The sequence below is a fragment of the Marinobacter lacisalsi genome (genome assembly GCF_042651045.1).
Lineage (GTDB): Bacteria > Pseudomonadota > Gammaproteobacteria > Pseudomonadales > Oleiphilaceae > Marinobacter > Marinobacter lacisalsi.
The window spans coordinates 105,915-117,427 of record NZ_JBHSDI010000016.1 but is presented as its reverse complement, the minus strand read 5'-3'; the positions used below and the strand labels follow the sequence as shown (position 1 = coordinate 117,427).

The 11,513-nt window shown below is 60.9% G+C and carries 10 protein-coding genes; 4 read left to right on the top strand and 6 right to left on the bottom strand.

Going from position 1 to position 11,513, the window contains the following annotated elements; all coding sequences use genetic code 11:
• The first annotated feature begins 32 nt into the window (after nt 1-32).
• Nucleotides 33-1,292 (top strand): hypothetical protein, encoded by a 1,260-nt coding sequence (locus tag ACFOZ5_RS13065; RefSeq protein ID WP_379888013.1) that lies wholly within the window; start codon nt 33-35, stop codon nt 1,290-1,292.
• 40 nt (nt 1,293-1,332) lie between these two features.
• Here the strand turns inward: ACFOZ5_RS13065 and ACFOZ5_RS13060 are convergent, their stop codons facing one another.
• The 5 genes from ACFOZ5_RS13060 to mnmH all read right to left on the bottom strand — a co-directional run bounded on the left by ACFOZ5_RS13060 (nt 1,333) and on the right by mnmH (nt 5,970).
• A complete protein-coding gene (locus tag ACFOZ5_RS13060) occupies nt 1,333-1,698 on the bottom strand; it encodes a histidine triad nucleotide-binding protein (protein ID WP_379888011.1) in 366 nt (121 codons plus the stop codon).
• A 72-nt stretch (nt 1,699-1,770) separates the two neighbouring features.
• Nucleotides 1,771-3,078 carry an FAD-dependent monooxygenase gene (locus ACFOZ5_RS13055; protein ID WP_379888009.1) on the bottom strand — a complete coding sequence of 436 codons (1,308 nt, stop codon included), beginning with the start codon at nt 3,076-3,078 and terminating at the stop codon, nt 1,771-1,773.
• A gap of 93 nt (nt 3,079-3,171) precedes the next feature.
• Nucleotides 3,172-3,732 carry an aminoacyl-tRNA deacylase gene (locus ACFOZ5_RS13050; RefSeq protein ID WP_379888007.1) on the bottom strand — a complete coding sequence of 187 codons (561 nt, stop codon included), beginning with the start codon at nt 3,730-3,732 and terminating at the stop codon, nt 3,172-3,174.
• A 207-nt stretch (nt 3,733-3,939) separates the two neighbouring features.
• A complete protein-coding gene (locus ACFOZ5_RS13045) occupies nt 3,940-4,791 on the bottom strand; it encodes a mechanosensitive ion channel family protein (RefSeq protein WP_379888005.1) in 852 nt (283 codons plus the stop codon).
• A gap of 78 nt (nt 4,792-4,869) precedes the next feature.
• Nucleotides 4,870-5,970: a tRNA 2-selenouridine(34) synthase MnmH gene (mnmH, locus tag ACFOZ5_RS13040; protein ID WP_379888003.1), complete on the bottom strand. Its 1,101-nt coding sequence runs from the start codon at nt 5,968-5,970 to the stop codon at nt 4,870-4,872.
• Between the two features lie 155 nt (nt 5,971-6,125).
• Here mnmH and ACFOZ5_RS13035 point away from each other — a divergent pair, with 155 nt between their 5' ends.
• Entirely contained in the window at nt 6,126-6,791 is a 666-nt protein-coding gene (locus tag ACFOZ5_RS13035) for a 50S ribosomal protein L11 methyltransferase (protein ID WP_379888001.1), read from the top strand.
• A 499-nt stretch (nt 6,792-7,290) separates the two neighbouring features.
• Here ACFOZ5_RS13035 and ACFOZ5_RS13030 read toward each other — a convergent pair whose 3' ends face one another.
• Complete coding sequence (locus tag ACFOZ5_RS13030; RefSeq protein WP_379887999.1) at nt 7,291-7,677, bottom strand: VanZ family protein; 387 nt, start codon at nt 7,675-7,677, stop codon at nt 7,291-7,293.
• A 119-nt stretch (nt 7,678-7,796) separates the two neighbouring features.
• On the opposite strand from ACFOZ5_RS13030, the gene cysZ reads away from it, so the two are divergent.
• Both cysZ and rapA read left to right on the top strand, forming a co-directional pair.
• Nucleotides 7,797-8,555, top strand: a complete 759-nt coding sequence (cysZ, locus tag ACFOZ5_RS13025; protein WP_379887997.1) for a sulfate transporter CysZ — start codon at nt 7,797-7,799, stop codon at nt 8,553-8,555.
• A gap of 63 nt (nt 8,556-8,618) precedes the next feature.
• Nucleotides 8,619-11,468 carry an RNA polymerase-associated protein RapA gene (gene rapA, locus ACFOZ5_RS13020; RefSeq protein WP_379887995.1) on the top strand — a complete coding sequence of 950 codons (2,850 nt, stop codon included), beginning with the start codon at nt 8,619-8,621 and terminating at the stop codon, nt 11,466-11,468.
• The last annotated feature ends 45 nt before the right edge of the window (nt 11,469-11,513 follow it).

Genomic DNA, 11,513 nt, shown 5'->3' with positions numbered 1-11,513 from the left:
ATGGCTGTAAAAATGACGTAAAGGAAGTCGTTATGAAACGCGTTTTGCTGGTCCTGCTGGTGGCGGCCGTCGCCGGTGTTTTCTTTGCCAACTACCGAATCACCAGTGAGGTGGAAGAACAGCTCGAGATGTCGAAGATGGGCCTGTCCATGTTCGGTGAGTTCACTTGGGGAGATGTGTCGGTGTCGCCGTTGGGGGCGTTGAGTATCACCGATATCCGGTTCAGTCCCCACGGGTTGCCGGAAGAGTACCGGGTGGATGATATCCGCCTCGAAACCGCCCACCTGTTCGAGCTCTACCGTATTGCCTTCCAGCTGGATCAGCGTGAAATACCCGAACAGATGCACATGGTGATTTCCGGGCTCCGCCTGGACCTGGATTCCGACCTGTTCCGCAATATCGAGGCCGAAGCTTCCGGGCAGGGCGGCCTGGTGTCGCGTCTGGTGACGGCGGGCTGTGGTGACCGCAGTTACTTCAGCGTGGAGGACTACATGGCCATGGGTTACGGTGTCTCGGTATCCGATATGACCGTCGGATACCGGATGTCCCATTCCGGAACGCGCATGAACCTGGATCTCGACCTGGTATCCCGGGGCATGGTGAAGATTGCTACCGACATGGCGGTAGACCTTAACCCCACCGCTGCCCTGAATGTCCAGACCGCCGGTGACGCCAAGATAAGCCGCGTAAAGGTGGCCATTACCGACACCGGGCTGAACGAGCGCCGTAATGAATTCTGTGCGGGAGAGGCCGGGGTGGCTCGCTCCACTTACCCCGAGTACCACCAGCAGGCCTGGATGCGGGAATGGAACCGGGAGGGCCTTGAGCCCAGCGAGACCCTGGTGAACGCCTACCGGAGCTTCACCTCCGGAGCCAGTGATACCCTGACCCTGGCCATCGACCCCTATCCGACTCTGAATGCCAACGACCGTACCATGAGCATGGACCCCACCTATCTGTCAGGCCGCCTGAGCCCGTCGGTTGCGGTAGCGGGTGTCGAACCCCGGTCATTCAGTGTCACCAGTGTGGAACCGGTGGTTGAGGACGTGGTGGAAGACACCGGACAGGAAGAGGAAACCCGGACTGCGGATCCACGGGATATTACCGGAAGCCTTCATAAGCACCTGAACCAGGATGTGCGCCTCACCCTGACCGATGGTCAGAGTCTGGACGGTCGCATCAAGCGCATCGAGAATGGCCGTGTGCAGTTCAACCGGCGTCTGCATGGCGGCACCATGGTGGTGCCCATTCCGCTGGCACGGATCCAGCAGGCGCGGCTCACCACCGACTGAGGGAGGCTGAAGGGCCCGGTATACGGGCCCTTGTCAGCCGTCAGCCCTGTTTCATACGGTCGGTATAGGGCGGCCAGCCCAGGGGCTTGCCGGCGAGCAGGTGCAGGTGAATGTGAAACACCGTCTGACCGGAGTTCTCGCCGCAATTCATCACCACCCGGTAGCCATCGTCGGCAAAGCCCATCTCCTTGGCCAGTTTTGCCGCCACCCAGTACAGGTGACCCACCAGCTCGCGGTCACCCTCTTCAATATCGTTGATGGTGGCGATCGCCTTCTTGGGGATAATCAGCAGGTGCACCGGTGCCTGGGGGTTGATATCCCGGAACGCCAGGCTGATGTCGTCCTCGTAGACAATGTCTGCGGGAATCTCGCGGTTGATGATCTTGTCGAAAATGGTTTCCGCCATGTCTGGGTCCTTGTTGGTTGTGTGGGTGGTAATCCGTTGTGCCTTTCTGAAGCGTCCCGGGTGACCGGGGTGCTACCTGAGCCCGGTCAGGCGCCCCAGGGCCGGCGCCCGGTTCAGCAATGCCTCGACCGGCGCCGGCAACCCCTCATCCAGGCCCATGGCGTACCGGGCCACCCGGTTGCGGGCGAACGGCAGGCTCTGGGCCAGGCCCAGACCAAGGTTACGGGCAGCCCATACTGGTGTCAGCGAATTGCTGAACAGATGGTAGAACACATCCATGGTCAGCATCATGCGACGATTGGCCGGGCGGCGCTGTTCCTCGTAGCGGGCCAGTAACTCAGGTGCCGCCGGATCCTGCCCGTTGCGCCGGGCTTCGTCCAGCAGTTCCTGCAGACAGTGGGCGTCCTGGAAGCCCAGGTTGACTCCCTGGCCGGCCAGGGGGTTGATGGTGTGAGCGGCGTCCCCGGCCAGTACCACACGGCCCCGGGCGTATTGATGTGCATGCTGGCGGGCAATGGGAAAGCTGGCCCGGGCCGAAACGGCAGTGAGCGGGGGCAGCTCGTCCGGGAAGGCTGCCTGAACCCGGGCCAGGAAGTCCGTTTCCGGCAGGGCCTTGAGTTCTGCCAGGGTTTGCGGGGCGTCGTACCACACCAGTGATGCCCAGCTCTCTCCGGCATGGGCCGGGCCGGCGTCGTGCAGTGGCAGGAAGGCCCGCGGGCCGGAGCTGTGAAACGCCTGCCAGGTTATGTCCTGTGGCGCACCCCGATAGCGAACGCTGGCTACCAGCGCCTGTTGCTGATACTGGTCACGGGTGACACCAATGCCGGCCAGTTGGCGGACTCTCGAGCCAGCTCCATCGGCACCGATCACCAGCCGGCCCTGGATGGCGATGTCATCTTCCAGCATGACCGTAATACTGTCGCTCTGCTCGTGCAGCCGGTGGACGCCGGAGCCGGAAAACACGGTGATTGCTTCCTGTCCGCTGGCTCGCTTCCAGAGTGCGGCCTGGGTGACGCGGTTTTCCACGATGTGGCCGAGGTGCGAGGTTTTCAGGTCTGATGCGGAGAAGGTGGTTCTTGGCGGCTGGCCGGGCAGCCACTGACTGAGCGGATGGTCGCGGGCTTCCCACACAGACAGGCGAAGGTATGGGGTTGCCCGCATGGCCATCATATCGTGCCAGACGCCGAGGCTGCGGAGGTAGGTTTCACTGCCCACGCTGAGGGCCGATACCCGGATATCGGGGTCGTCATGATCATTGAAAGCCGGGGCATTTGCCTGGTCAATCAGGGCAATCGTGTGGCCCCTACCGGCAAGGCCGTTGGCAATGGCGGCGCCGACCATGCCGGCGCCGACTACGATAAAATCGAAGGTCTGGGTCATAAGAAGAATCGGCCTTAAGTCCGACAGGCTGCTATTCAGACCCCCAGTTTACGGACCTTGCCGGTGCAGGCAAGCGGCTATCCATGCCCGGTATCAATAACCCGCCAGTTCCCAGTGCTCAATCTGTTGGTCCGACGGGAGTGTGGCTTTCCGGCGCCGTTGCATCCACGCCGGTTTTCGGGCACCGGGACGGATAAAGCCTTTTTCGATAACCACCGGATCCACCAGGGCCAGGAAGTCTTCCGTCTTCATGTGGATGGACTCCTCATGGGAGCCGGCAGGGAAGGCGATGTCCGCCTGTCGGGTCAGGGCCTCGCTACAGTAGACGGCCATGCCACACAGGTTACCGAACGGGGGCATGGCGCCCACTTCACTGTCCGGAAAGCGGTCCTTGAATTCCATTTCGTCCGCCAACTCCAGGAAGTCGGTTTCCAGTACATCGCTCAGGCGGTCCCAGTGAATGCGCCAGGTGGAGGGCATGACCAGCATGGCCATCTTGCCATCCAGTTCGATGATGACGGTTTTGGCCACCCGGTCTCCGGGTATGTGGCCATGGTGGGCGAGTTGCTGGGCAGTGTAGGCGGGGGGATGTGACAGGGCGATAAAGTCGACCCCGGATTTTTCGAGGAATGCTTTCAGCTGTTTTCCCGGCATAGGGTACCTCCTGCCAGTGCGACGTATTGACTGTGCCACGACGGTGCGCAGTCAGTTTCGTTATTGCCTAGCTTAGTCAACTGTACAGGGATTGCGAGAGGGTATTGCGAAAGACTGTGATGCAGAGCGCTTGTGGTTCATGACAGGTTTGGCGCAAACCAGTCAAAAAGGCCGCCCCGGGAGGGGCGGCCCTGGCAGAGCACGGGACTATTCGGCGTCGGTCGTCCGGTTTTGCTGGTATACGTGCAGATCCCGTTGGGGGAACGGGATGGTAATCCCTTCGGCATCGAACGCCTTCTTGATTTTCTCGTGCATGTCCCAGTAGACCGGCCACAGGTCGTCGGTCCTGGTCCAGGGGCGGACAATGATATTCACGGAGCTGTCCCCCAGGGATCCCACCGAGATGCGTGGTTCCGGCTCGGGCAGTACACGGTCATCCTCGTCCAGGCAGCGTTTGATAATCGACTTGGCCTTGTCGATGTCATCATCGTAATGGATGCCAAAGGTCATGTCGCAGCGGCGGGTATCGTAGTAGCTGACGTTCACCAGCGACGCATTGGCCAGGGAACCGTTGGGGATGATGACACGGCGATTGTCGAAGGTATTGACGATGGTGTACAGAATGTTGATCTCGTCCACCGCACCGAGAAATCCCTCGGCCTCGATGGTGTCTCCCACCTTGAAGGGTTTGAAGATCAGAATCAGCACGCCGCCAGCGAAGTTGGCGAGGCTGCCCTGCAGGGCCAGACCGATCGCCAGGCCGGCGGCACCGATAATGGCGATGAAGGAGGTGGTGGCGATACCCACCATGGAGGCTACGGAAATCAGCAGCAGAATCTTGAGTACGATGCTGACCAGACCGCACAGGAACTTGTTGAGGCTGGGGTCCTTGGCCTTGAGCCGGGCATCGAGGAGATTGACCACCCGATGGATCAGCCAGAGGCCCACCAACAGGGTGATGATGGCAAGAACCACCTTGGGGGCGTACAGCATGACCATCTCAACCGCTGTGTCGAGCCACTCGGTGGCCCTGCCGTTTTCGCTAAAAAGGTCTTCCATACTATCTCCTGATTTTTCTTGATGGATTCATTTCCGGCCGGGAAGCCTCGGGAGTCACTGAGCACCCCTGTGCCCGACTTATGCGCTGGTAGCCTGTCGGGCCCAGTCCATCAGCGCATCCTCGTTGCCGGCCATGGTGACACGACCGGACTTCTGGCTGAGCTGGTAGTCGTACATAGGATCATAATAGTCCGTCAGTAGTGACTTGATCCAGATTTCGTGGCCCGACAGATTGCCGGTCCGGCCCTGTTGCTCCAGTGCCTCTTCCATAATGCCGCGCAATCGCTGATGGCGTTCTCCTCCCAGGCGCTTGCGGATACGGTCCAGTGCGCTGAGCAGGTAGTCACAGAAATTCTCCCAGCCGGCGGCTTCACCATCGCGGGACTGGTAATCGCGGACCATGCCTTCCACATAGTCCTCTCGGATAATGGCAATACGCTCGGACAGTGGCCTCTCCAGTACCAGAAGCGGTGCTGAAGACATGCGCTCGCGCAGGTCCAGGGGCAGATGGCAACGCCCGACCAGGCGGCTTTCATCTTCCAGGTAGATGGGGCCGCCTTTCTCCTGGGCCTTGAGCATGGCGACCGCCAGGGCGTTTTCAAAGTCGATCTGCGTCGGCTGCGGAGTCACCTGGCGACCAAAACTGGAACCGCGGTGATTTGCCAGGCCCTCCAGGTCCACCGGGTTCGGCATCCTGTGCAGAACCCGAGTCTTGCCGGTGCCGGTGCGACCACTGATTACGTGAAAGGTGCCATGCTGGATGACCTCATCCAGTGAATCGATGAGAAAGCGACGCAGAGCCTTGTAGCCGCCCTTTACCAAAGGGTAGTCAATGCCGGCTTCCCGCAGCCATTCCTGGGTCAGGCGGGAGCGCAGGCCGCCGCGAAAGCAGAACAGGTAACCCTCGGGGTGCTGGATGGCGAACCGTTTCCAGGCGGCGATCCGCTCGGCCTTGATGTCGCCGGACACCAGTTGGTGGCCCAGCCGGATGGCTTCTTCCTGCCCCTTCTCCTTGTAACAGATGCCCACCCGGTGCCGTTCATCGTCGTTCATCAGGGGAGCGTTGTAGGTATTGGGAAAGCTGCCCCGGGCGTACTCGACGGGCGCGCGTACGTCCATCAGCGGAACATCATTGAGAAAAAGCTGACGGTACTGGTCGGTATCGGGTCGGGTACTCATGCCTGCGGGTGGTCGTCCGTTGAAAAAGGGGAATCAGTATAGCGGATGGGTCAAGGGTCTGTCGTGACCGTCCCGGGCATCCTCAGGTATAGGGCAGTGCCACTTCCAGGGTGGGCCCGTGTAGAATACGCCGGTTCCGAATGTCGAGGCGATTCATGAACCATCATTACCCCATTCCCGACAGCCTGACCAGGGCCATCAGGCGCACATTGCCCCACGGACGACTGGCGGTATCGCGCCCGGCTGGTTGTCCGTCCTTGCCGCTTTATCTGTTTGATCCACAGGTTCTGGAAGGACCGCTGAGCCATGACGAGGCACAGGCAGTGGTAGCGGAACCGGCCTACTGGTCATTCTGCTGGGCCAGCGGTCAGGTGCTGGCCCAATGGATTCTGGACCACCCGGATACGGTGGCGGGCAAGCGTGTGCTGGACTTCGGTTCGGGCTCCGGTATTGTCGCTGTGGCAGCGGCCATGGCCGGCGCCGCAGAGGCGATTGCCTGCGATCTGGACGGCGACGCACTGGCGGCTGCCCGGGCCAATGCCGAGCTTAATGGTGTGGAGATCGCACTCTGCGATGACTGGCACCGGCGACCATCGTCGCTGGATCTGATTACGGCTGCCGATGTGCTATATGATCGGGACAACCGCCCGTTTCTGCAGGCATTCCGGGAAGCGGCGGGGGGCGTGTTGCTGGCGGATTCCCGGGTCAGGGATCTGGAAGAGCCGGGATACGATGTACTCGATATGGTCTCAGCCAGCACCTGGCCCGACCTTGGCGAGTTCGAAGAGTTCAATCAGGTAAGGTTGTACCGGGCCGGATAGCGGTCTGCAGCGCGTCAGGCGTAGTGGCGTGAACTCAAAAGGGGGCAAAAAAAGAAGAGGGCAACCCTTGCGGATTGCCCTCGTCGGAACAGGTCGTGGCGTCCATGCTCTGTCGCAACCGTCCTGTTGCTGTATTGTCCTTGCCAGGTCCCTGGCGCCAGCTTCCGAGCCAGCGGTCCGTAATTAGGTTTTCCCTTAAGCCTTCTTTCCTAGGGTCCCTGCTTCCCCCCACATCCTGTGAGGAGCATCCAATGCGTCTTCCTCTTCCTTGTCATCCTTGACGGTTCCCATCATACCAAGCCAGAAATTTCGGGTGCATGACAAAACCATGATGGTTCCGTCACAGAGTGATGCCTTTGTCAGTAACTTTCGTAAAAACAACGATGTAGATATTTCGGTTATGCAGAGTTTGGCATCGCCCACGCGTTGTTCTGGCAGAATCTCACGGCAATGTAGGAAATATCTCACACGAAGAATGGCGAAAATCTCAAATCCGGTTTCAGGCGGCCGGGCGCGCAGCCGTGAACCTGAAAAACATCGTCATCAGGCCGTAGCCCAGGAGTATGCCAATGACGTCAGCGAGCAGGTCGGAGAGGGCGAAATCCCGCCAGGGTGTGATCGACTGGCCCAGCTCCAGGGCCAGACCGAAACCGGTAAGCACCAGCAGGGGCGGCATCAGGCCGAGCCGGGGCCAGCCCAGACGTGTGAGTATCGCCAGCTCCATGAATGCCAGCAGGTGATTGACCTTGTCGCTGGCCGCCGAAGGGATCGGGTAGGGTTCGCTGGTAAAGCCCAGCCAGGTAATCGCTGCAATGGAGATGCAGAACAGGGTTCGCCAGAGAAATTGACACGCAATCAGTTTGTAAACGGGTTCTGGAAGTCGCATAACCTGTCCGGTTGAGGTGATAAGGGCCCACTGATGATTTACGTCGTTTATTCAGCGGCTCCCCGGCTTCATGATATGCTTTGCGCCCCGTTACTGCCACGCGTCATGAGGCTGCAAGCATGTTGCAAGGTAATTTTTTCAAGGGCCTGGGCTATCTTGGTGAGGGCTTTGGGCTTATCCGGCAACCGGGGTTGCGGCTGTTCGTCATTGTTCCCCTGATTCTCAATCTCCTGCTGTTCGTCGTGCTGGTCTGGGCCATGGCCGAGGGTTTTGCGCTGCTGATCGCCACCGTTATGGCGTGGCTGCCCGACTGGCAGTGGTTGCAGGCCCTGGACTGGCTGTTCTGGTTGCTGTACGCGGTAGTGATATTGCTGATGTTCGCGTACGGCTTTGTGATCATGGCGAATCTGATTGGTTCCCCGTTCTACGGGTTTCTGTCGGAGCAGACCGAGAAGTTCCTCACAGGTCAGGAAGTGAGCGAAGACGGTGGCTGGATGCAGATATTCAAGGACATTCCCCGGGCATTGGGCCGGGAGATTCATAAGATCGTCTATTATCTGCCACGGGCGCTGCTACTTTTCGTTATCGGGTTGATACCCGTGGTCAACCTGGTAGCGGCTGTACTGTGGTTTGCCTTCAACTGCTGGATGATGTCCCTGCAGTATGTGGACTATCCGGCGGACAATCATCGGGTCAGCTTTGGGGCATTACGCCGGCGTCTCGCCGCCCGTCGCCTCAGTGCCCTGGGGTTCGGTTTGCCCGTGGCTTTGCTGGCCATGGTGCCGGTGGTGAACCTGTTTGTGGTGCCGGCCGCCGTCTGCGGCGCCACCGCCTTCTGGGTCAGGGAACCTGATCCGACGGCAATCGCACGGCGATAACTTGTCGAGGCCGCCCGTGATCGGGGGGCAAATGTCTATTGACCGAACTGTTCGGGAGGATTCTTGGAAGCACCTGCTTTTGCCATTGGCCAGCGCTGGGTCAGTCATTCGGATGCGGGCCTGGGCCTGGGGATTGTTACGGAAGTGGCTGGTCGCACCGTGACCCTGGGATTTCCAGCTGCGGATGAAGAGCGTACCTATGCCATTGATAGTGCCCCCCTGTCCCGCATTGCCTTCCAGATGGGGGAGGATATTGAAACCTTTGATGGCCAGGTGTTGACGGTGCAGGCGGTGGAGGATCGCAGCGGCGTATTGCTCTACCACGCCGTGGATGATACCGGCAACCTGCAGGAGATCTCGGAAGTCCGCCTGGCCAGCCAGGTCAGCTTCTCGGCGCCCCACCAGCGGCTGTTCGCCGGCCAGTTCGATCGCAACGGCGCGTTTCGCCTGCGCCTGGCGACCCTTGAACACCAGGATCGATTGGCCAGGTCGCCGGTGCAGGGTTTGCTGGGTGCCCGAACCCAGCACCTGCCTCATCAGCTTTACATCGCCCATGAGGTGGCTCGCCGCTATGCCCCGCGGGTGCTGCTGGCGGACGAAGTGGGGCTGGGCAAGACCATCGAGGCGGGGCTGATTCTCCACTATCAGCTTCATACGGGTCTGGCCAGCCGGGTGCTGGTGGTGGTGCCGGATTCGCTGATCCATCAGTGGCTGGTGGAAATGCTGCGCCGCTTCAACCTGCGGTTTTCCATCGTTGACCACTCCAGTTACGAGGCGCTGTCCGATCCGGACCCCGATATCGACACTGACGAGGAACAGGTCAATCCATTCGAGCAGAGCCAGCTGGTCCTTTGTTCCCTGGACTTCCTCACCGGAAACACCCTGGCCCAGCGCGACGCAGTAGCCGCTGGCTGGGACCTGATGGTGGTGGACGAGGCCCATCACCTGGGCTGGAGCCCGGAGCAGGTGAGCCCCGAGTATTCCATGGTGGAGAGCCTGTCGGAAGAAACCCGGGGCCTGTTGCTGTTGACCGCAACCCCGGAGCAGGCCGGCGAGGAAAGCCACTTTGCCCGTTTGCGGCTACTGGACCCGGCACGCTTCCATGACCTGGACGCTTTTCGGCAGCAGGAGCAGGATTACCAGGCCATCAATGAGGTGGTGCGTGAGTTGCTGGCTTCCGGGCAGCCACCGGGGGCAGAGCGTCAGGCGTTGCTGAGAACATGGCTGGGAGATGAGTTGGAGCAATTGCTGTCGGCGGACGACCCGGTCCACGCCATTGTGGATGCACTGCTGGACCGACATGGCACCGGTCGTGTCCTGTTCCGTAACACCCGTGCGTCGGTTCGCGGCTTTCCGGAACGCCGACTGCAGACCGTGGCCCTGCCTTGCCCGGCGCTGTATCAGCAGGAAGGTGAGATCTTCGGCGAGCCTAGCCTGACACCGGAGCATCGGTTTACCGACGAAACCTGGCTGGCGGAAGACCCCAGGGTGCAATGGCTGGAGCAGACCCTGAAGGAGCTCAAGCGTGAGAAGGTGGTGGTGATCTGTGCCCACGCCGAGACCGCCATGGCTCTGGAAGTGCATTTGCAGCTGAGGGCCGGTATCCGCAGTGCCGCTTTTCACGAACACCTGAGCCTGATCGAGCGGGACCGGGCTGCCGCCTACTTCGCGGAGGACGAACAGGGCGCCCAGGCACTGATCTGTTCTGAAATCGGCAGCGAGGGGCGCAACTTCCAGTTCGCCCGCCACCTGGTGCTGTTCGACCTGCCGGTCAACCCGGACCTGCTGGAACAGCGGATCGGGCGCCTGGACCGGATCGGTCAGGGCGACGTGATCGATATCCATCTGCCATACCTGCAGGGCACCGCCGGTGAGCTGCAGATGCAATGGTTCCACGAGGGGCTGAACGCCTTTGAACAGAGCTGCGCCATTGGCATGCCCGTGTTCGACCAGGTGAAGGACCAGTGGCAAACCGTCATGAATGGCGAGACCGGGAAGGTCAGCGAGCTGGTCAGCCGCACGGCGTCCCTGGCGGAAGACCTGCGGGCAAGGCTGGAGGCCGGCCGTGACGCCCTGATCGAACTGAATTCCTGCCGCCCGCAGGAGGCCAGGGCGCTGATCGACGCGATAGAACAGGAAGAGGACGATAGCCGTTTGCAGGCGTATGTCCACACCGCCTGCGACATCTTCGGGGTGGAGGTGGAGGAACACTCCGCCGATACCGATATCATGCGCCCCAGCGAACAACGCCACTCGGGGCAGCTGGAACTGGTGCCTGACGATGGCATGACGGCCACCTACAGCCGGGAGAAGGCGCTCCAGAGGGAGGATATCGCCTTCATGAGCTGGGAGCATCCGGTAGTGAGCGGGGTAATGGACTTCGTGCTGGGCTCGGGGCTTGGTAAGGCTGCCCTGTCCACTATCTCGGTCAAGGGCCTGCAGCCCGGCACTGTGTTGCTGGAGGCTGTGTTCGTGGTGCACTGTCCGGCCCCGGAGCACCTGCAGCTGTCCCGTTACCTGCCCCTGTCGCCGTTGCGGGTGCTGGTGGATGTGAATGGCCGTGACCTCTCGGAGGTGCTGCCCCATGACCGCCTCAACGGTCTGTGCTCCAATATCCCGCGTCGCACCGCCCAGTCCGTTGTGCCCCGGGTGCGGGCCGAGGTGGAAACCACGGTGGAGCACGCGCGGGAACTGGCGGAGCCCCAGTTCGAGCCCCGGCGGGAGGCCGCCCTGCAGCAGGTTCGCAGTATGCTGCAACCGGAGGTGCGGCGCCTGGAGGCGCTACAGCGGCACAACCCGGCCATCCGTGATGAGGAGATACAGTACTTCCGTGATCAGCTTGAGGCTGCTGAAACAGCCATCGAACGGGCGGAATTGTCACTGGAGGGGATACGGGTGGTCATCAGTGCCTGATCGGGTAATGGACACTAGCCAGCCCCGATCCGTTCCGGTAGCTTA